Source organism: Aestuariivirga sp. (assembly GCF_047600585.1).
Taxonomy (GTDB): Bacteria; Pseudomonadota; Alphaproteobacteria; order Rhizobiales; family Aestuariivirgaceae; genus Aestuariivirga.
Genome location: NZ_JASGKP010000001.1, coordinates 3,449,301 through 3,470,504, shown reverse-complemented (window position 1 = coordinate 3,470,504; position 21,204 = coordinate 3,449,301). Strand labels below are relative to the sequence as shown.

The window sequence follows — 21,204 nt, the reverse complement described above, 5'->3', positions numbered from 1 at the left end:
GCCCAGATGGCGGTGAGCGATGCCATCCTGACGCGGCTTCTTTCGCTGCATCCCAAGATCATTGACCTGTCGCTCGACAGGATGGAGCGCCTGCTGGCGTTGCTCGGCAATCCCGAGCGCAAGCTGCCGCCCGTCATCCATGTGGCCGGCACCAACGGCAAGGGCTCCACCGTCGCATTCTGCCGCGCCATCATGGAGGCAGCGGGCCTCACCGTGCATTGCTACACCTCGCCCCATCTCGTGCGCTTCCACGAGCGCATCCGCCTTGCGGGAGAACTGATCAGCGAAGAACATCTCAATGCGTTGCTCGAGGAATGCGAGCGCGCCAATGGCGGCGAGCCCATCACCTTCTTCGAGATCACCACGGCGGCGGCCTTCCTCGCCTTCTCGCGGGTGAAGGCGGATTATCTCATCCTGGAGGTGGGACTGGGTGGCAGGCTCGATGCCACCAACATGATCGACCGGCCGAAGGTGACGGCCATCACCTCCATCGGTCTTGATCACCAGCAGTTCCTTGGCGAGACGATCGAGGAGATCGCCCGCGAGAAGGCGGGCATCCTGAAGCGCGGCGTACCCGCCGTGATCGGCCGCATGCCGGAGGCCGCCCGCGGCGCCATCGAGGCGGTGGCGGAAAAGGTTGCGGCACCGCTCGCCATCGCCGGTCAGGACTGGGATTGCTTCGTGCAGCATGGACGCCTTGTCTTCCAGGATGGCGATGGGCTTCTCGATCTGCCGCTTCCGGCCCTCAAGGGCGCGCACCAGACCGGCAATGCCGGCAATGCCATCGCGGTGATGCGGATGCTGAAGGACCCGCGCATCGGCGAGGCGGAGATCGGCAAGGGCCTCACCAGTGCGGCGTGGCCGGCGCGATTGCAGCGCCTCAAGGGCGGCGCACTTTCAGGGCTGTTGCCAACGGGTGCGGAACTCTGGCTCGACGGCGGACACAATGCCGATGCGGGCGTGGTGCTGGCAGAGTCGCTTGGTGAGATGCACGCGCGGGATCATCGCCCGCTGGTGCTGATCTGGGGCATGCTCAACACCAAGGATGCCAGCCAGTTCTTCCGCCCGCTGGCAAAGCTCGCTCCGCAGGTGATCACGCTTACCATTCCGGGTGAACCCAATGCCATTCCGGCGGAGGCCTTGGCCGAGACGGCGCGCGCGCTCGGCGTGGCGGCGGAGACGGCACAGGGTGTTGAAAATGCCATGAGGCAGGCCGCATCACACGGTCCTGCCTCACGGGTCCTAATCTGTGGGTCACTCTATCTCGCCGGCCATGTGCTGGCGGCGGAAGAGGAAACGCCCATGTCCGAGGTGAGTGGCGCAGCGCGCCGCTGACCAGATATTTGTTCTTGACGCCTCTTTCGCTTCGCAAGTGGAATCCACTTGCTCGCACGATGCGTTAGATCGACTGTTCGATCCAGCTCTGCAGCGCGCCCTTGGGCGCCGCACCCACCTTGGTGGAGGCAACCTTGCCGCCCTTGAACACCATGAGGGTGGGAATGCCGCGCACGCCGTACTTGGAGGGCGTCTGGGGATTTTCGTCGATGTTGATCTTCACGATCTTGGCCTTGGGGCCGAGCGAGGCCGCGATCTCTTCGAGCGACGGGCCGATCATCTTGCAGGGGCCGCACCACTCCGCCCAGAAATCGACGACCACGGGCGTATCGGACTTGATGACATCCGCATCGAAGGACGCGTCGGTGACTTTGATCGTGGCCATGGCCTTTGAACTCCGGTTGGTGGGTCGCGTGACAGGTAGTGATGCGCGGGGCCGCGGTCAAGGCAGAGCTGCGGCCCGCTCCCGACGCAAACCGTCGAGAACGCGGGAAAGCGCTGTTTCTGAAAGATTTTCGACCGTCATATCCTGCGTCCACAGCAGGGCTGCCGTGACTTTCCGCCGGGGGAAGGCCTCCGCCAGCAGGACGGCATACTGGGCCATCTGGCGGATATGCGACTCATGCGCCGGCCCGCCGCGGCGGCCGGTCTTGAAGTCGAGGAGCCAGATTTCGTCGCCCGTGATGCGCAGCCGGTCGAGGCGGCCCTGCACCGGGCCGATGCCCGCGAGCGTGCCGGCAATCGCGGCCTCGCTGCGGGCACCTTCGGCAAAGAAGCCGGAGGTGGCGGGCGCGGTGAGAATGCCATGAAGCGCGGGTGCAAGGCCGGGGTCCAGCTTCTGGCGGACGAGGCGGCGGGCGATCACCTCCACCGTGTCTCCGGCGGCACTCAGTTCCAGGACGCGATGAAGGGCGGTGCCGATCCGCGCCGCCTCACGGTCGAAGACCATGCTGCTGCGGGCGGCCACCCGGGTGACCGATTCGAAGGCGGTGGCCCCTGCTGTGGCGGGAGCGGGCGTGGTGGCCCAGGCGGGAAGCGAGGCCGCAGGGCTACGGTTTTCGGAGGACTCTTCCGTCGTCCACTGCGGCTCGTCACCGTGGCGCCGGACGGGATTGTCGAACAACGGATCGTCGACGTTGCGCAACGCCTGTGATTGCGCAAAGGCGCGCTCCACCAGATCGTACCAGCTCTCTTCCGGAACCTTGGATTTTCCCTGCCCCAGGACACCGCCGATATAGAGTTCGTCACGGGCGCGGGTCATGGCGACATAGAGCAGGCGCTTGCGCTCATCGAGGCCACGGTCGGCGATCACATCCTTCCACGAGTCGACGATGGCGGGCTTGATGGCGGTGGGCGCATCGAAGAAGGGGAGGACGAGGTTTTTCTCCGTGTACGGAACACCAAGCAGGGACAGCGTATCGCGCGGGTTCTGGTCGGCGGCATCGGGCAGGATGACGATATTGCCCTCGAGGCCCTTGGCGCCATGCACGGTCATGATCCGCACTTCGCCGGCGGGGCCTTCGAGTTCGCGCTTCACATCCTCGTCACGGGCGCCAAACCAGTGCAGGAAGGCGGCAAGCGAGGTGCCGTGGTCGCGCTCGAAGGCGAGCGCCGCATCGAGCAGCATAGCCGTGGCATCGAGTGCTTCATCGCCAAGGCGGGCGGCGATGGCCGCGCGCGCCGTGTTGAGCACGCGGGCGAGGAAGGCGTGCGGCCCTGTGACGGGGGCGAGTGCCATTTGCTCCGCGAGGAAGGCGCGCGTTTCGGCATGGGCGCCGGAGGCCGCGAGTGCGCTCCAGAGGCTGCCGCTCCGTCCTGCGGCGAGTGCGACGAGATCATCATCATCAAGAGGCTGCGGCACCAGCGGGCTCTTGAGGACGGCGGCGAGCGAGAGATCATCGGCGGGCAGGAGGCAGGCCTGCGCCAGCGCCATCAGGTCCTTGACCGCAAGACTGTCCTGCAGCTTGAGGCGGTCTGCGCCCGCTACGGGAATGCCCTCGGCGCGCAAGGCGGCGAGCAGCGCATCGAAGAGGGCGCCGCGCTTCTGCAGCAGGATGAGAATGTCGCCCGCCTGCACGGCACGGTTCTGCGATGGCAGCAGGCGCTTGCCGATCCAGTCCCTGATCTTGGCGGCGATAGTGCGGGCGAGAATGACGCGGGGCGAATCCGCCGCGACGCGGTCAACCGGCGCCTGCCATGGGTCCGGCTCGCCTGCATCGGCGGGTTTGATGAGCGGCCAGAGCTCGAAGATGCCATCGCCCCCGTCCTTCCGGCTGGCGGCGTGGCCTCCGTCGCGTTCGTCCTGGCGCAAGCCTTTCGTGGCGGGCGCATCCTTGCCGAACACCGTGTCCACCATCTTCAGGACGGCGGGCAGGCTGCGGTAGGAGACGGTGAGGTTGATTTCGAGGAGGGGCTTCCCGGTGGCGGGCACGTTGCCGCGGAAGATGTCACGCGCCGCCGCGAAGGCATCGGTGTCGGCGCCCTGGAAGCTGTAGATCGACTGCTTGATGTCGCCGACGACGAAGATGCTGCGCGTCACCGGTCGCGACTGGCCTTCGCCCGAGAAAAACTCCTCGGCGAGCGCGGTGATGATCTTCCACTGTGCGGGACTCGTGTCCTGTGCCTCGTCGACGAGGATGTGCGAGAGCCCGGCATCAAGCTTGTAGAGCACCCAGCGGGCGGCGGCATTGTCCTGCAGCAGGCGGCTCGTCTGCACGATAAGGTCATCGAAGTCGTAGAGGCCGCGCTCCTGCTTCAGGGAGCGGAAACGCGCGCTGATGCGCGTGAGCAGACGGAACAGCGCCTCGGTCGCTTCAACCTTGCGGGACAACGCATGCAAGGTCACGAGGCGAATGACCTCCTCGCATTCCGCGTCGAACCAGGCGCAGATATCGGCGAAGGCGGCACGGGTATCGTTGGAGAAAAGACCCCGTTCGTTCGGAAGTCCCTTCGACGTGAACAGTTCGCCTGTCAGCACTTCAATGAGCGAGTTGACATCCTCCGACTTGTGAATGCGGTCGAAGATCACGCTCGCATTCTTCTTGTAGTATGGCGCGACACCCTCAAGCGCCAGCGCTGCGGAGCGATAGCGGGAGCGGTCGCGGCTGAAGATCACCTCTTCCACCTCAATCGTCGTGGCATGTGGAGCAACACCGGTGAGCTGCCGCAGGACAAGGGCAATCTCGTCCGGCATCACCCGGCCATCGACCGCCGCCGCAAAAGGCGACGTGGCAGCGAGGAGCTTGCGCGCCAATCCTTCGAGCGCATCGACGGTGACCTGACCGCCGTCCAGCAATTCGAGATCATCGTCTTCCGCCGCTTCGGCAAGGGCAAGGTTGCGGGCTTCGGTGAGAAGCTGCTGCCGGTCGGTATCGTCCATCACGCGGAAGCCGGGAGCCAGACCGGACTCGGCGGGAAACAGCTGCAGCAGCTTTTCGCAGAAGGCGTGGATGGTCTGGATCTTGAGGCCGCCCGGCGTTTCGATCGAGATGGCGAAGAGCCGGCGGGCGCGGGCGAGGTCTTGGGGCGTGACGTGGTCGAGCCCAAGCTGCTGCAGTTCCGCGGTGAGTTGATCGTCGTCACAGGCGATCCACGAGGCGAGCAGGCGGAAAAGCCGGATCGACATTTCCGCCGCTGCCGCCTTGGTGAAGGTGAGACAGAGGATGCTCTGCGGCGCATTGCCGGCGAGCAGCAGGCGCACCACGCGGTTGACCAGCACATGGGTCTTGCCCGAGCCGGCATTCGCCATCACCCAGACGGAACGCGCGGGATCAGCCGCCTGAAGCTGTTCGCTGGTGGGGCTCACCTTGCGGCGGGGTGCAGTGCTGCTCATGCGCCGCCCCGCGACCATTCGGCAAAGCGCGAGAGATGGTCATAGTCGGAAACGTCATCCTCCCGATACATGACGGCACGCGGGACGTAGCCCTGTGTTTCTGCGCGGTAGCGGGCGAGGAGCGTTTTCAGTCCTGCAAGGTGACGGAGTGGTGTCGCCTTGACGTCGACCGGTGTCTGTCCGCTGCGGAGCGATGTGACTTTCACAGGCGGATTTCCGCCGCTCGCCTTGATGTAGACGAGGTCGCTCGCCTCCTCGGGCAGGCCGTCGCCGAAGCCCTGCTCGCGCAGTATCGCCGCCTCCAGCGTGAGCTGCGGGTTGAGGCCCGCCTCCACCTGCTTGGCCGAGGGCACCGTGCCGGTCTTGTAGTCGATGAGGCGGGCGGTGCGGTCAGCCATCACGTCGATGCGGTCGGCGCGGGCCCGCAACTTGTGTTCAACGCCATCGATCATGAAGGCGATGCGGCCATCGCGCTCGACAAGACTGGCGGCAAGCTCTTTGCAGAGCGCCGCATCGTCGGCGATGAAGGCCTCGGCCATGCGGCGGAAGCGCGGCCACCAGAAGTGGCGGACGTCCGGATGCGAGAGATAAGGCGCGAAGACCTGCTCACCTGCCGCGATGAGGGCCGGAAGCGTGCGGTCGCCGCCCGAGACATAGCGGGCGAGCGCATCATGGAAGAGCGTGCCGCGCAGCGCCGGATCGGCCTCGCCGCCCAGTGGTTCGAGCGGCTCGAGTGTCAGCACCCGGCGGGCGAAGACGGCGTAAGGGTCGCGGATCAGCTTCTCGATTTCGGTGACGGAGAAGGACACGGGCCGCAAGGCGACGGGCGGTGCAGGCCGCGGCATGGCCACGGGCCGCGCGGGGCTTGATGCGTCAAGGGCGCGGGCGAGCGCCACCGCCTCCTGTGCAAGCTGGGCCTCGGGCGCGATGCCGGCCTTCTCCATCAGGGCGCGCAGTCGCAGGATCCAGCGCGACGGCATGAGGGGTGCCGTGCCGGCGCGCTTCGACCATGTCAGCACCACGTTTGGATGCAGCATGCCTTGTGCGAGGTCGTGGGCGGTCATGCCGATTTCGCGCTCCGGTTCGGCAAGGCCGACGCTGCGCCGCATGGTGCGGTTCACCCAGGGGCCGGGATCGGTGGCGGCGGGCCAGATGGTCTCGTTGAGGCCGGCGAGCACCACGAGATCGGCATCGATCATGCGTGCTTCGGCGAGACCGTAGATTGAAAGACGCGTGCCGTCGCGGCGCTGCGGGCGCAGGGTCTCCTGACGGAGCGCCCAGACGATGCTGGAGAGCGCCCGGCGGAAGCTGCACAGGGGATGGCGGGAGGACTCCTGCCGCAGGCTTTCGAAGACCTCATCGAGGACCGGGCCGGTGTGATAGTCATCGTCATCGGGTGCGAGTGCCGCCAGCACACCCACCAGCGTATCGACATGATCGGCAAGCGGTGCTTCGTCCCCGGCCGTGAGCGGCGTCAGCGCAGCGGCAAGGCGCTGCACGAATTCGCCAAGGCTATCCCATGCCGCCTCATCCATGGCATCGACGAGACGCGGCAGATGGCGGTTGCGTTTTGCCTCCTCGCGCACCCGCGTGAAGGTTTCCAGCATGTCGGCGGGCGAGGTGGGCGGCAGGCCCTGGCGCAGCACTGCAACTTCGAACTGCTGGGCGAGACGCCGCGCCTCCGCCACCTCAAGACCGAGCGTGACGGATGGATGGGCGAGCAGCGCCACGAGGGCAGCTGGCGTGAAGCCGTCCTCGACGCAATCGATGACGAGCTTGCACAGTTGCGCGCGGCCGAAACGGATCAGCGGTTCGCCGCCCGAGTCGTCGATCATGACATTCCAGCGCAGCAGTTCCGCCGCCACCATCTGGGCAAGGTCGCGGTCGGGCGTCACGAGGGCGGCGTGCTGGTCCTTGTGCTCCAGCACTTCGCGGAAGAGAAGCGCAATGGCGCGGGCCTCATGCTGGCGGTCGGGGGCCTCCATCAGGCGAAGACCATCGCGCGCCGCATCGATCACAGTGCGTGGCAGGCTGGCCTCCCCCGCCCAGAGTTCTGTCGTCTCGGCAGGGCGCATCATCTCGCGCACCAGCATCTGGCGCGGCGTCTCTTCGGCGAAGGGTTTCACGTCCTTGCGCTCGACCTCGAGTGCGGAGATCAGAAGACGGAGCGCATATTGCGGATGGTTGGGGCCGACCGCATCCCAGGCCGCGGCATCCAGCGCAAGATCAAGTCCGGGCAGGATCACCGCACCTTGCGGGTGGTTGGCGATGGCCTTGAGCAGATCACGGGTGGCAGGGTTCGAACCGGTTGAGCCTGCTGCGATGATGGGGCCTGTCTCGCCACCTTCGGCGATGCGTTTCGCCTCAAGGCGGAGAAGACGGTTGCGCCGTTCGGACGGGCCGATGCGGTTCTCTGCCGCAAGCCGCGCCGGCATCTGTTCCTGCACAAGGGCGAGGAGCGAGAGGATGGACTGGCGGTGCTGGGCGAGGTCGAGCCCTTCGAAGACGCGGGCGAGCGGTGCGGTCACCTCCTCGGTTTCAAGCTGCGAGACGAGATCGGAAAGGGATTGCGCAAGGCCGAGCGCCTGGCTCCGCGAGGCCAGCACATCCGCGGCAAGATCGAGTTGGGGATTGGCGAGAGCCCATTCATCGACGAGGGCCAGCATGAGGAAGAGCTGGCCCATGCGCGGCAGCGCCTCGGGCAGGCCTTCATCGGGGAACACATCGTCGAGCAGGTCTTCGTCCGTATCGCCGATGGGCCGCACCTTGGGCAGCAGCATGGCCTTTTGACCGGAGAGATCGAACAGGCGCCTTTCCAGCGTGCGCGCCGCACGCCGCGTCGGCACGAGGATGGTCCAGCGCGACAGGTCATGATCGCCTGGGGCAAGCGGGAAACCCGCAAGAACCTTGCGTGCCAGAGCCTCGATCAGTCCGGCACCACAGGTCCAGACATTCGGCTGTGGCCGCATCTTCAGCTGTTCCGTTTCAACCAGTCCTCGGCCTCGCCGATCGCTTCAGGAGTGCCAACATGAAGCCAATGGCCGGCATGGGCAAGACCGAAGAGGCGCCCCTCTTGAATCGCCCGATCCCATAAAAGGTTCATTGAAAAAGCACCCGAGGGCGCATTTGCAAAAAGGCGGGGATGGACGACGTAGCCGCCGATGTAGGCGAGCGCCTTGCCCGTTGGTGCGGCCTTCGCACGGAGGAGCCGGCCATCATTGCCGATGACGAAATCGCCCTTGCCGTCATAGCCGGTGGTGTGGGCAGGGTCGCAGAGGAGCAGCAGGCAATCCATCGCCGCATCGTCCCACGCCGCGCGCAGGCGCGTGAGGGCGGGCGTGCCCCGGTCGATCCAGAAGCTGTCGCTGTTGAGGACGAAGAAGGGATCTGGCCCGAGCAGGGGCAGCGCGCGGGCAATGCCGCCGCCGGTATCGAGAATGGCATCGCGCTCGTCGGAGACGCGCGTCGCGGGCGCGGTGACGGTGGCGCACCAGGCTTCGATCTGGTCCGCCAGATAGTGCGCGTTGACGACGGCGCGGGAGACGTTTGCGGCGCGCAGGCGGTCAAAGCCGTGGGCGATGATGGGCTGGCCCGCCACGGGGATGAGCGGCTTCGGCGTGGTGTTGGTGAGGGGCCGCATGCGGGTGCCGAAGCCCGCGGCCAGCACCATGGCGGTGTGGGCGATGTTTTCGGTCATCCCTTCACCACCAGGGCTTCCGGCAGGTGTTCGAGATACCACTGCCGCAAGGGGAGAAGGGCGGGATGTTCGAGATTGCGGGCAAGGGCGCGTGAGACGCGCGGCATGTGGCGGAGATAGCCGTGCTTGCCGTCGCGCTTCGAGAGGCGCGCGAAGATGCCGAGGATCTTGGTGGCGCGCTGTGCGCCCAGCACGGCATAGGCGGTGAGGAAGGCGTCGCGGTCGAAGGCGGCATCGCTCGTGCGGAGCGCAAGATAGTGCTCGACGGTGCGGGCGGCGAGCCCATCGGGAATGTCGACGCGTGCATCCTGCGTCATGGAGACGAGATCATAGGCGCCGTGGCCCATGACGGCATCCTGCGTGTCGATGAGGCCGACGCGCTGGAGGCCCTCGCGCTCGGGGATCCAGAGCAGATTGGGCGAATGATAGTCGCGCAGCACCCATTGCGGGCGCGTCGGTTGCGCGAGCGGAATGAGCTTTGACCAGATGGCGGCGAAACTGTCGTTGACGCCGGCGGGTGCCGCCTTGCCGTGGAGATAGGGCCAGAACCATGAGGGCAGGAGATCAGCCTCGATCAGAAGCGCGTCCGCATCATAGGGTGCCACATGGTGCGAGATGCCATCGCCCGCCGGCACATGGGCCGGCCAGTCGTGGCGCGCCATGTCGGCCAGCACCTCGGCTGCGGCGAGCATGGGTTCGGTCATGTCCTCGCCTGCGAGCAGCATCCTGCCATAGACGCGTGACCCGAGATTCTCGATCAGGGCAAGGCCCCTCTTCAGGTCGGCCTTCATGATGCGGGGCGCGCTATAGCCGCGATCGGCCAGCACGGTGTTCACCGCCACGACGGCGGGCAGGCCCTCGGCGAGGTGCGCAATCGCACTGTAGGGCTTGCCGTTTTTCACGGGCGGTCCGTCGGGCCGTGTCGGCATGTCCATGAGGATGGGTCTGCTGCCGTCGGCGGTGCCGAGCCATTCGTAGCGGCGGGATGAAGCGTCACCCTCGAGGAAATTGCGGCTGGCGGAGAGGCCCGCGACGAAGCTCTCGATCTCGGCATCGCGCGCCAGCGCCTTCACCCACGCACCCTCCGGCGTGATGGCGATCGTGCGGCTTTCGCCCGTGCCGGAAAAGCTCAGGCGGAGACTGTCGGGGGTAAGCCCTGCGGGCAGTTTCTCCGGCCACTCGACGAGACCGGCACCGGACTGCAGCAGATCGGCGAGGCCCAGCTCTTCCGCTTCATCGGCAGGCTGCAGGCGGTAGAGATCCGCATGGAAGACGGGAAGCCGCGCCTCCTCGTAGGACTGGACGAGGGTGAAGGTGGGGCTCGGAATGTCGAAGTCGGTCCGCCCGCCCGCCAGGGCGCGGATGAAAGCGCGGGCGAAGGTGGACTTGCCGCTGCCGAGATCGCCCGAGAGGAGGATGAGGAAGCCCGGCCTCACCCAGAGGGAGAGGCGGTGGGCCAGGGCTTCCGTTTCGGCAGGACTGTGGGTCGTGACCATCATGGGGCGAAAAAATCAGGCGGCCCGCTGGGTGGACTTGCGTTGCGGGCCTTCGATGGGGAGAGAACACACCACCGTGGTGCCGTGGTCAATCTTGGAAACCAGCGAGACCCGGCCGCCGTGGAGCTCGGTGAAGCTCTTGACCAGCGAGAGGCCGAGGCCGGGGCCGCGGTGGCTGTCGGGGGCGGGCTTGGACTGGAAGCGCTCGAAGGCCTTGTTCTGGAACTCCACGTCCATGCCGCGGCCGGTGTCGGCCACCCAGATCTGCACCATCTCCTTGGCGCGGCGGGCGCCCATGGTGATCTTGGCGCCCGGCTGCGAGAAGCCGATGGCGTTGGAGAGGAGGTGGCCGATCACCTGTTCGAGGCGGGCGGCATCGCCCCTGATCTCCGGCACGTTGGCGGCAACCTCGATGGAGATGGTCTGGTTGCGCCGCTCCAGCGCCGGCATGACGCGGGTGGTCGCGTTCTCGAGAAGCTGCATCACGTCGATGGTGCCGACCTTCAGTTCCATGGCGCCGGCATCGATGGCGGAGAGGTCGATGATCGCATCGATGATGGTGGTGAGGTCGCCGGCGCTGCGGCGGATGTCGAGCACGTATTCGCGCTGCTTGGAACTGAGGCTGCCCGCAATGCCGGCATCGAGCGCCTCGGCAAAGCCCGAGATGCTGGTGAGCGGCGTGCGGATTTCATACGACACGCTGGAGAGGAAGGTGGTCTTCAGGCGGTCGGCGGCTTCCAGTGCCTCGGTGCGGTCACGCAGCGCCTGCTCGGCGCGGACCGAGTCGGTCACATCGGCGAAGGTGATGAGGGCGTGGCCGTCCGGCAGCGGCACGGCGCGGAAGCTGAGATAGAAATCGCCATGGCGGAAGCGGCCCTCGGCGCGCTTGCGCGAGCCTTCGAGCCCGGTGATGCCGTAGCGGATGTCGACCCAGGCGGCGCGCGCCTCGGGTTCGAGGTTGGGCAGGCGCGAGAATTCGTCGACGTGCGAGCGGGAGGCGGCGGCCACTTTCCACAAGCGCTCGAAGGCGGGGTTGGCGAGGCGCAGGTTGCCGTCGCTGCCGAAGAGCGCCACCGACTCGGCAAGATTGTCGAGGGTTTCGCGCTGGGTGTCGAAGAGCTCGTTCACGCGGCTTTCGAGCTGGTGTTCCTTGGTAAGGTTTTCGTAGAGATAGGTGACGCCGCCGAAGGGATGCTGCTCGCAGATGACCATGAGTGAACGGCCGTCGGGCAGGTACCAGTAGTTCTCGCGCACTTCGAGGGTGGTGTAGGAGGAGAGCTGCTTCTCCTTCCACTCGCGGTAGTTCGCCTGCTCGGGCAAGAGCCGCTGGGCCCGCAGGCGGTCGAGGATCTCGCCGTCGAGCGGCTGGCCCTCCAGCCATTTGGCATCGAGACCCCAGAGCTTCGCATAGGCCTGGTTGAAGAACCGCAGGCGCTGGTCCGGCCCGAAGATGGCGATCGCCGTGTCGAGCTTGTCGAGGGTGGAGGTGTGGGCGCGGATGTGGCGGTCCAATTCCTTCTCGGCATTCTCGAGGGACGTCACATCGATGGCGAAGCCCGCGACACCACCATCGACCGGCATCTGGTGGACGTTGTAGGCGCGGCGGTTGCCCTGCTGGATGGCGTGGACGCGGCCCAGCAGATACTTCGACGGATCGGCCCGCGTGGTGTCGATATCGGACGCCTTCATCAGGCTGGTGGCGCGCTGGGCGGATTCGAAACTCGTTGCTTCCACGGCGGCGACATAGGCCTGGTTGGCCCAGGCGAGGATGCCGTCCTTGCCGTGGATCCAGGCGGGGAAGGGTGCAGAATCGAGGATGGAGGAGAGGCGTTCCACCTGCTTCCCCAGCTTCGAGGCGTCGAAGGCGAGTTCTGTCATCTGGCGGCGGTCGCCGACGAGGGGGCGGATGCGGAGCGTCGCCAGCCCGCCTGCAGCGCGGCCGTCAGCCTCGAGGAGTTCGCCCTTCAGCGTCTTGATGCCGATGTTGAAGGCCCGGCCGGAATCACGCAGCTCCCGCAGCGACTCGGCGAGGTGGGTGTTGGAATCGCGCTCCAGCCAGTCGGCGAAGGCGAGGATCTCATTGCTCTGGGTCGGTACCTGGGCGGTGCCGCGCATGTTGTTGATGAGGCGCTCGGGCTTGGCTTCGCCGCTCCGCCAGATCACCAGCACCTGCGGTTCGGAGAGAAGCGAGACTTCCGCCTCGTTGAGGAGAAGTTCGAGATCGGCGATGCGCTCACGGGAGTGAGCGAGATGGGTGCGGAAGCGGAGCGCGGCGAAGATCGAAAAGCCGGCGGTGAGGACGAGGCCCGTCGCCACCATGGCGGCGGCGGTAAGGCTGCCCGCGCTCAGTTGCACGAGCGGCGCGGCAAGGGCCTTGGGTGCGGCGGCCATGAGCGCAAGGAACGGCAGGCCTGCGTGACGCACGCAAGCCTTGCCCAATATCCTTCCGTCCCTCAGAGACACGAATGCTCCTCCGCCCGCCCCGACCGAATACGCGAATCACAAAATCACCTGGAATGACCCGGTATAGACAGAAACCCCCCGCGAGGTGAATCCACCACGGCCGAGTCAGATCGTAGCGGCGGCTGAGTGTGACACTGCGGACTCACTTGCGCGGAACAGCTCTCAATTGCCGGGAAAACCTGCCTTGCGAAGGCCGTCGAGCACGTGTTGGGCAAGGGCGCGGTCGGCGTAGGGCAGCGTGGCTGCCGCGGCTGCGAGCGAGAAGTGAGGCAGGAGTGCCCTGAGTGCGGCGGCGGCGGCCGCCATGCCGTCATCATCGCCGAGCCAGGCACACGCGGCTGTCCATTGCTGCAACAGGTGGGCATTGGGGAAGGGCAGGCGCCGGTAGATCGCAAGTGCTCCCGTGTAATCCTTGCGGTCGAAGAGAATTCCGGCCCGCACCGCCTGGAACCACTGCGGCGCAAAGGGGTCCTGTGCCGTCGCAGCATCGATCTCGCGGAGCGCCTCGTCGCTGCGGCCGGCGTAGCGGAGCCAGTTGGCAAAATCGCCGCGCACATGGATGTTGGCGGGGTTCAACTGCATGGCGCGGCGGAGATGCGGTTCCGCCTCGGCGAGATGGCCGTTCCATTGCAGCGCAAGCGCCATGCCCCAGTGGGCGGCGTCGTTGCGCTCGTCCGAGCGGAGCGCGAGGCGTCCGGACTCGAGCGCCCCTGCCCGCGGAACCGGATCGGCGGTGAGTGCAAAGGTGAGGGCCTGCGCGATGGCATGCCAGCCATGGGCCTCGGCGGAAGTCGGATCGCGCCGCGTGGCCTCCTGGAAGAAGGGCAATGCCTCCGACTCGCGGTGCTGGTTGCACAGGGCGCGGCCCTGCAGCAGGCAGTCATAGGCCGACCAGCTTGTCATCGGTTTCTGCCGCGCCTCGTCAGCGCCCGCGGTGACAAGGCGCTCGTCGAGGGCCGCGGCGATCGAGGTCACCACTTCGTCCTGGATCGCAAAGACATCATCGCGTGCGCGGTCGAAGTGGTCGGCCCACAGCGTCACGAGCGTGAAACCCGCGCGGACGGCGAGCAAGCGCGCAGTGATGCGGATGCGATCTCCCGCAAAGCGCACACTGCCGTCGACGATATGGGTGACGCCGAGCAGGCTCGCCGCCTTGTCCGGCTCCGTGCTCGGGGCGAGGCTGCCGGTGACATGCTGCCCGGTCACGGTGAGGGAGGAAAAGCGCGCGAGCGCGGTGATGATGTCCTCGGTGATGCCGGCGGAGAGATAGTCCTGCTCCGGCTTGCCGCCCAGATTGCGGAAGGGCAGCACGGCAATGCGGGGACGGCCTTCCTCCGCCGGGACCGTAGGTGCCGTGGCATCCGATGCCGGCGGTGGGGCGGGCGCGTCGAACAGGTAGCCCCGGCGCGGCAGGGTGCGGATCAGGTGTTCGCCCGTGCTGCCGAGGACGATCCGGATGTCACGGATGCACTGGGTGAGGGAATCCTCGGTCACGGTGACGTCGTTCCAGACGGCATCGAGAAGCTCGTCCTTGGAGAGGACGCGGCCACTGTTGCGGGCGAGAAAACACAGGAGTGCGAAGGACTTGGGGCGAAGTTCGAGGGCAACGCCGTTTCGGCTCAGAAGCCCCCGGCCGGTATCGAGCGTAAAGCCCGCGAAGTGAAACGGCCCCTCTCCGGCTTTAGCGGCCGGGTGTCCTGAGGGAGGAAGGCTTTCACCAGATTTCACCAGAGCTTCATCCCGTTTTCAGGACCTCGTCGCGGCTTCGGGCGATGGTGCCCTCACAGCAACCCGAACGGAGGAAACCACAATGTTCCAGACAATCCTAGCCCCGCAGGTCCGCAGTGCCCGTCCGGCCTCGTCCGTGCTTTCTCGCCTTGATGCCCTGTGGACGGGCTGGCAGGCCCGCCGGGCTGAACGGCAGGTGGTCAAGCACCTGCGCGGCTTCGATCCCCACCTCGCCAAGGATATTGGTCTCGACAGGGAAGCGCTGTGGCAGCTTCGCCCGGAACTGCGCTGCGCCGTGGAGAGCGAATGATCAAAAGAAAAAGGGCGGCATCGCTGCCGCCCTGCTGATCCTGATCCGGAGCGTGCCGCTCAGTAGCGGTACTGCTCGGTCTTGTAAGGGCCTTCCGGCGTCACGCCGATGTAGGCGGCCTGGTCCGGCTTGAGCTGCGTGAGCTTCACGCCCAGCTTCTCGAGATGGAGGCGCGCCACCTTCTCGTCGAGGTGCTTGGGCAGCACGTAGACTTCGTTCTTGTACTTGCCGGTGCTGCGGTTGGTGTAGAGCTCGATCTGCGCCAGCGTCTGGTTGGTGAACGACGCCGACATCACGAAGCTGGGGTGACCGGTGGCGTTGCCAAGGTTGACGAGGCGGCCTTCCGAGAGAAGGACGATGCGGTTGCCCTTGGGGAACTTGATGAGGTCCACCTGCGGCTTGATGTTCACCCAGGGGAAGTTCTTCAGTTCGGCGACCTGGATCTCGTTGTCGAAGTGGCCGATGTTGCAGACGATGGCCATGTCCTTCATCTGCTTCATGTCGTCGAGCGTGATCACGTCCTTGTTGCCGGTGGCGGTCACGTAGATGTCGGCGGTGCCGAGGGTGTCCTGCAGGGTCTGCACGGCGAAGCCGTCCATGGAGGCCTGCAGCGCGCAGATCGGATCGACTTCGGTGACGATGACGCGGGCGCCGGCACCGCGCAGCGATGCAGCAGAGCCCTTGCCCACGTCGCCATAGCCGCAGACCACGGCGATCTTGCCGGCCATCATCACGTCGGTGCCGCGGCGGATGGCGTCCACCAGCGATTCCTTGCAGCCGTACTTGTTGTCGAACTTCGACTTGGTGACGCTGTCGTTGACGTTGATCGCGGGGAAGGGCAGCTCGCCCTTCTTCTGCATGTCATAGAGGCGGTGCACGCCGGTCGTGGTTTCTTCCGAGACGCCGATGATCGCCTTGCGCTGCTTCTCGAACCAGCCGGGCTGGTTCTTGATGCGCTCCTTGATCTCGGCGAAGAGGCATTCCTCTTCCTCGCTCTTGGGGTGCGCGATGAGGGCCGGATTCTTCTCGGCCTTCTCGCCCAGCAGCACGTAGAGCGTGGCATCGCCGCCGTCATCGAGGATCATGTTGGAGGGCTGGCCATCGGGCCAGTCGAAGATGCGGGCGGTATATTCCCAGTAGTCGCGCAGGCTCTCGCCTTTCACGGCGAAGACCGGCGTGCCGCCCGCAGCGATGGCGGCGGCGGCGTGGTCCTGGGTGGAGAAGATGTTGCACGAGGCCCAGCGCACGTCGGCGCCCAGCGCCTTCAGCGTCTCGATGAGCACGGCGGTCTGGATGGTCATGTGCAGCGAGCCCGAAATGCGCGCGCCCTTGAGCGGCTGGGCCTTTGCGAATTCGGCGCGGGTGGACATCAGGCCGGGCATCTCGACCTCGGCCATCTCGATTTCCTTGCGGCCCCAATCAGCCAACTTGATGTCGGCAACAACGTAGTCGTGCTTGCTCATGCTCTGTCCTTCTCTGTTGGCGGCTTTCTAGCAACGGAGAAGAAGGGCGGCAAGATCAATATAAAGATATCTTTATGTAGCTTTAATCCCGGTAGTTCGCCGGGTCCAAACTCTTGATCGACGGGGATTTTCCGGTGAGCGGGTTCTCCGGATTCCAGGCGAGCTTCGTTTCGAAGAAGCGGGCCCAGAGCGCGTCGTACATGAGTATGCGGCCCGCAAGCCCTTCGCCGATGCCGAGAAGCTCCTTGATCACCTCCATGGCCTGCAGCGACCCCACGATGCCGGGGAGTGCGCCCATGACGCCTGCTTCCTCGCAGGCCGGGAAGGAACCGCGCGGCGGCAGCTCGCCCACGAAGCAGCGGTAGGTGGGGTAGGGCGTGCCGTCGGGCGCCTTCTCAAAGGGTTTGAAGGTGGAGATCTGTCCATCGAACTGGCCGACCGCGGCGGACACAAGCACCTTCCTCGCGAAGAAGGCGGCATCGCTCACCATGAAGCGGGTGGGGAAGTTGTCGCAGCCATCGGCGACGATGTCATACCCAGCCATGAGGGACAGCGCGTTTTCCGGCGTGATGCGCGTCTGGTGCTGCTCCACCACCACCTGGGGATTGATGGCGGCGATCTGGCGCGCCGCACTCGCGGTCTTGGCGAGGCCGACGCGCTCGGTTGTGTGAATGACCTGCCGCTGCAGGTTCGAAAGCGACACGGTGTCGTGATCGACGATGCCAATGCGGCCCACGCCCGCGGCAGCAAGATAGAGCAGCATGGGCGCGCCCAGTCCGCCTGCGCCGATCACCAGCACGGAGGAAGCCTTCAGCCTGTTCTGTCCCGGTCCGCCCACCTCCGGCAGCACGATGTGCCGGGCATAGCGTTCGATCTCGTCGTCAGTGAGCGGCATCAGGACCTCCCGCTGGAGCCGAACCCGCCTGTGCCGCGCGCCGTCTCGTCGAGGGCATCGACTTCCACCAGTTCGACCTGTTCCACCCGCGCAATGATCATCTGGGCAATGCGCTCACCCCGCGCCACGACAAAATCCGTTTGCCCATGATTGATGAGCGGCACCTGGATCTCACCGCGATAATCGGCGTCGATCGTTCCGGGTGCGTTGAGGACGGTGACGCCATGCTTGACCGCAAGGCCGGAGCGCGGCCGCACCTGCGCCTCGTAGCCTTCGGGCAGGGCAATGGCGAGACCAGTGGGCACCAGCGCCCGCTCGCCGGGCTTCAGCGTGAAGGCGGCGGCGGCGCGAAGGTCGAGACCGGCTGATCCGGCGGTGGCATAGGACGGCAGCGGCAGATCAGCGCCGTTCGCGGTGCGGAGAACGCGGAGCTTCACAGCCGTTCCGCCAGCGCCGTCATCAGGCGCATTGCGACCTCGTCCTTGGAGAGACGGGGCCAGCTCTCCACACCCCTGGCCGAGACGAGATGAACGGTGTTGGCATCGCTGCCGAAGACATTGCCCTTGGCGCTCACGTCATTGGCAACGATGAGGTCGCAGCCCTTGCGGGCGAGCTTGGCCTGCGCGTGCTCGATCACCTTTTCCGTTTCGGCAGCGAATCCGACGACGAGGCGGGGACGATGGTCCTTGCGCGTGGCGATGGTTCTGAGGATGTCGGGGTTCTCGGCAAAGGCCAGCGACGGCGTGGTGCCGTCTGAATTCTTCTTGAGCTTCTCGCCCGCAACACTGACGACGCGCCAGTCGGCAACCGCGGCGGTGAAGATGGCGATGTCGGCAGGAAGCGCTGCATCAACGGCGGTGAGCATGGCCTGCGCCGTCATGGCCGGGATAAGCGTGACACCGGCGGGCGGCGGCAGGGAAACAGGGCCGCTCACGAGGGTGACACGCGCGCCAAGCTTTGCCGCCGCAGTCGCGATGGCATAGCCCTGCTTGCCGGAGGAGTGATTGGAGATGTAGCGGACGGGATCGATGGGCTCGCGTGTGGGGCCCGCCGTCACCAGCACGTGCTTGTCCGCAAGCGGCTTCGCAGCGGGATGGAGCAGCATCTCGATGGCGTTGGCGATGTCCTCGGGCTCGGCCATGCGCCCCGGTCCGAATTCGCCGCAGGCCATTTCACCATCCGTGGGGCCGACGAAGCGGATGCCGTCATTCGTCAGTGTACGGACATTACGCTGGGTGGCGGCATGCTGCCACATCCGCACGTTCATGGCGGGTGCCGCCAGCACCGGTTTGTCGGTGGCGAGAAGCGCCGTCGAAGCCAGGTCATTGGCAAGGCCGGTCGCCATCTTGGCGAGGAGATCGGCGGTCGCAGGCGCCACCACCAGAAGATCGGCGGCGCGCGAGAGTTCGATGTGGCCCATCTCGACCTCATCTGTGAGGGAGAAGAGATCGCCATAGACCTTGTTGCCGGAGAGGCTTGCCACCGAGAGCGGCGTGACGAATTCGCCCGCCGACTTGGTCATGATGGCGGTGACGCCGATCCCCCGCTTCTTCAGCGTGCGGATCAGCTCCAGCGACTTGTAGGCGGCGATGCCGCCACCGATGATGAGCAGGATGGAGCGCGTCATAGCGGTCATCATAGCACCTGTATCAGCAGGGTGGCGAAGAAGATGGTGCCGAACAGGATCGCCGCCAATTGCCAGGGCGCCATTCCGGCCACGGTTTCCTCGCCGCGCTGTTCCTCGGCCAGTTTCGCCGCCGCCAGCACCTGCATGGCCTTGTGGCTTTCCTCGAGAAGCTGCGGCAGCTGCAGGGCGAGGCGGGCGAAATCGCGGATGCTCTCGCCTGCTTCCTCGAGCTTGCCGATGGGGCCGAGCGTACGCTCAATCCAGCCGCGCACCACGGGTTCTGCGGTCTTCCACATGTTGAGATTGGGATTGAGGGTGCGGGCAACACCTTCCACCACCACCATGGTCTTCTGGAGGAGGAGTAGCTGCGGCTGCGTCTGCATGTCGAACTGTTCGGTCACCTCGAAGAGCTGGGTGAGGAGGCGGGCCATGGAAATCTGGTCGGCGGGAAGGCCGAGGATGGGTTCGCCGATCGCCCTGAGCGCCTGGGCGAAATTGTCCACGTCCTGATGCATGGGCACATAGCCCGCATCGAAGTGCACCTGCGCCACGCGCTTGTAGTTGCGGGTGATGAAGCCGTGCAGGATTTCGGCGAGGAAGAGACGTTCCTTGGGGGCAAGGCGGCCCATGATGCCGAAGTCGAGGGCGACGAGTTGCCCTGATGCATCCACCATCAGGTTGCCCTGGTGCATGTCGGCGTGGAAGAAGCCGTCGCGGATGGCATGGCGGAGGAAGCTCTGGATCACCGTGTCGCCGAGCCCGATGAGATCGAAGCCCTGGCGGCGCAGCGACTCCACATCAGCCATGGGCGTGCCGTCGATCCATTCGGTTGTCAGCACGCGGCGCGATGTCGTGGCCCAGTCGACGGTAGGCAGGCGGAAGCCGGGATCGTCCTTCGTGTTCTCGCGCATCTCTGCGATGGCCGAGGCTTCCATGCGGAGATCAAGCTCGAGTTTCATCGACTGCTCGAGCATGGCAACGGCGGCAACGGGGCGGAGGCGCTTTCCTTCCGCCGAGAAGCCTTCCATCAGGCGCGCGGCAAAGCCGAAGCTTTCGATGTCGGCAGCGAAACGTTTCTCCACGCCGGGGCGGAGGATCTTCACGGCTACGGTGCGCCCGTCATGGGTAACGGCCTTGTGGACCTGCGCCACCGAGGCGGCGGCGAGCGGCTCGCTGAAGGAGGCGAAGAAATGTTCGACCGGATGGCCAAGCTCCGACAGGATCTCGGCGCGGGCCTGCTCCATGCTGAAGGGTGGCAGCTTGTCCTGCAGCACCTTCAGTTCGAAGGCGCGCTTGGCACCGATCATGTCGGGACGCGTGGCAAGGAACTGGCCGAGCTTGATGTAGCTGGGCCCGAGCGCCGAGAGCGCGCTCGAGATGCGGTTGGCCTGGTTTGGCGCGTCGCTGCGGCCCCATTGTGCGAGCCCCAGGCCCTTGCGGGCAAGCCACGGCAATTGCGCCGTCTGCTCGGGCGGCAGCAGCGCACCGTAGCGGGCCAGCGTCAGGCCGGCCCGCATCAGGCGGAAACTGTTGGTGACGGCTGTCGCCATCAGATGCGCCAGCCCGAATGGATGGCGGCAATGCCGCCCGTGAGATTGCGGAAGGTGACGCGCTGGAATCCTGCCGCCGTGATCATGTCGGCGAATTCCTGCTGCTTCGGGAAGGTGCGGATCGACTCGACGAGATAGCGGTAGGGCTGGCCGTCGCCCGTCACCACCTTGCCCACGGCGGGAATGACGGTGAAGGAATAGGCGTCATAGGCCTTCTGCATCATCTCCACATCCATGTGGGAGAACTCGAGACAGAGGAAACGGCCGCCGGGCTTGAGCACGCGATAGGCCTCGCGCAACGCCTTCTCGATCGAGGGCACGTTCCGGATGCCGAAGGCGATGGTGTAGCAGTCGAAACTCCTGTCGGGGAAGGCGAGTGCCTCGGCATTGCCGACGGTGAAGTCCACCTTGCCGGCGAAGCCCTCGCGCTCGGCGCGAAGCTTTCCTTCCGCCACCATCTCGGGCGAGATGTCGGCAATGGTGACGCGGGTGTTGGCGCCGCCTGCGGTGACGATGCGGAAGGCGATGTCGCCCGTGCCGCCGGCCACGTCGAGGCCGTGGAACGGGGTTGCACCCTTGGGCGGGTTCACCATGGCCACGAAGTCGTCCTTCCACAGCCGGTGGATGCCCGCCGACATGAGGTCGTTCATCTGGTCGTAGCGGGCGGCGGACTTGGCGAAGACGTCGTTCACCAGCCCCTGCTTTTCACCCTTTTCCACGGTGCGGAAGCCGAAGGCGGTCTCGTTGCGTCCAGTCGTGTCAGCAGTGTCGGTCATGGGTCATCCTCGGGGCTTACATAGGGTAAAGA

Annotated in this window: 15 protein-coding genes; 2 read left to right on the top strand and 13 right to left on the bottom strand. The window is 65.9% G+C overall.

All coding sequences use genetic code 11. The features are described 5' to 3' along the window. The first annotated feature begins 6 nt into the window (after positions 1 to 6). A complete protein-coding gene (locus tag QM801_RS17025; RefSeq protein ID WP_415020397.1) occupies positions 7 to 1,335 on the top strand; it encodes a bifunctional folylpolyglutamate synthase/dihydrofolate synthase in 1,329 nt (442 codons plus the stop codon). Between the two features lie 64 nt (positions 1,336 to 1,399). Here QM801_RS17025 and trxA read toward each other — a convergent pair whose 3' ends face one another. The 7 genes from trxA to QM801_RS16990 form a co-directional block, all read right to left on the bottom strand. Continuing rightward, complete coding sequence (trxA, locus tag QM801_RS17020; RefSeq protein ID WP_415020396.1) at positions 1,400 to 1,720, bottom strand: thioredoxin; 321 nt, start codon at positions 1,718 to 1,720, stop codon at positions 1,400 to 1,402. 57 nt (positions 1,721 to 1,777) lie between these two features. Beyond that, positions 1,778 to 5,167, bottom strand: coding sequence for a double-strand break repair helicase AddA (addA, locus tag QM801_RS17015; RefSeq protein WP_415020395.1), 3,390 nt, complete (start codon positions 5,165 to 5,167; stop codon positions 1,778 to 1,780). After that, a complete protein-coding gene (gene addB, locus QM801_RS17010) occupies positions 5,164 to 8,136 on the bottom strand; it encodes a double-strand break repair protein AddB (protein ID WP_415020394.1) in 2,973 nt (990 codons plus the stop codon). The genes addA and addB overlap by 4 nt, the downstream gene beginning before the upstream one ends. A 2-nt stretch (positions 8,137 to 8,138) precedes the next feature. Next, positions 8,139 to 8,864 carry a nucleotidyltransferase family protein gene (locus QM801_RS17005; RefSeq protein ID WP_415020393.1) on the bottom strand — a complete coding sequence of 242 codons (726 nt, stop codon included), beginning with the start codon at positions 8,862 to 8,864 and terminating at the stop codon, positions 8,139 to 8,141. Continuing rightward, entirely contained in the window at positions 8,861 to 10,363 is a 1,503-nt protein-coding gene (gene tsaE, locus QM801_RS17000) for a tRNA (adenosine(37)-N6)-threonylcarbamoyltransferase complex ATPase subunit type 1 TsaE (RefSeq protein ID WP_415020392.1), read from the bottom strand. The genes QM801_RS17005 and tsaE overlap by 4 nt, the downstream gene beginning before the upstream one ends. A 12-nt stretch (positions 10,364 to 10,375) precedes the next feature. Beyond that, positions 10,376 to 12,784, bottom strand: a complete 2,409-nt coding sequence (locus QM801_RS16995; RefSeq protein WP_415020391.1) for an ATP-binding protein — start codon at positions 12,782 to 12,784, stop codon at positions 10,376 to 10,378. Between the two features lie 201 nt (positions 12,785 to 12,985). Beyond that, the gene (locus QM801_RS16990; protein WP_415020390.1) at positions 12,986 to 14,551 is read right to left on the bottom strand and encodes a winged helix-turn-helix domain-containing protein; all 1,566 of its coding nucleotides are present in this window, start codon (positions 14,549 to 14,551) and stop codon (positions 12,986 to 12,988) included. An 82-nt stretch (positions 14,552 to 14,633) separates the two neighbouring features. Between QM801_RS16990 and QM801_RS16985 the strand changes: the two genes are divergently transcribed. Then, positions 14,634 to 14,861 (top strand): DUF1127 domain-containing protein, encoded by a 228-nt coding sequence (locus QM801_RS16985; protein WP_415020389.1) that lies wholly within the window; start codon positions 14,634 to 14,636, stop codon positions 14,859 to 14,861. Positions 14,862 to 14,920: 59 nt separating this feature from the next. Here QM801_RS16985 and ahcY read toward each other — a convergent pair whose 3' ends face one another. The 6 genes from ahcY to ubiE form a co-directional block, all read right to left on the bottom strand. Then, complete coding sequence (gene ahcY, locus QM801_RS16980; protein ID WP_415020388.1) at positions 14,921 to 16,324, bottom strand: adenosylhomocysteinase; 1,404 nt, start codon at positions 16,322 to 16,324, stop codon at positions 14,921 to 14,923. 82 nt (positions 16,325 to 16,406) lie between these two features. Then, complete coding sequence (locus tag QM801_RS16975; protein WP_415020387.1) at positions 16,407 to 17,219, bottom strand: HesA/MoeB/ThiF family protein; 813 nt, start codon at positions 17,217 to 17,219, stop codon at positions 16,407 to 16,409. Further along, a complete protein-coding gene (gene dut, locus QM801_RS16970) occupies positions 17,219 to 17,656 on the bottom strand; it encodes a dUTP diphosphatase (protein WP_415020386.1) in 438 nt (145 codons plus the stop codon). The genes QM801_RS16975 and dut overlap by 1 nt, the downstream gene beginning before the upstream one ends. Next, positions 17,653 to 18,855, bottom strand: a complete 1,203-nt coding sequence (gene coaBC / locus QM801_RS16965; RefSeq protein ID WP_415020947.1) for a bifunctional phosphopantothenoylcysteine decarboxylase/phosphopantothenate--cysteine ligase CoaBC — start codon at positions 18,853 to 18,855, stop codon at positions 17,653 to 17,655. The genes dut and coaBC overlap by 4 nt, the downstream gene beginning before the upstream one ends. Beyond that, entirely contained in the window at positions 18,855 to 20,396 is a 1,542-nt protein-coding gene (gene ubiB / locus QM801_RS16960) for a 2-polyprenylphenol 6-hydroxylase (protein ID WP_415020385.1), read from the bottom strand. The genes coaBC and ubiB overlap by 1 nt, the downstream gene beginning before the upstream one ends. Beyond that, positions 20,396 to 21,172, bottom strand: coding sequence for a bifunctional demethylmenaquinone methyltransferase/2-methoxy-6-polyprenyl-1,4-benzoquinol methylase UbiE (gene ubiE, locus QM801_RS16955; RefSeq protein WP_415020384.1), 777 nt, complete (start codon positions 21,170 to 21,172; stop codon positions 20,396 to 20,398). The genes ubiB and ubiE overlap by 1 nt, the downstream gene beginning before the upstream one ends. Positions 21,173 to 21,204: the final 32 nt, after the last annotated feature.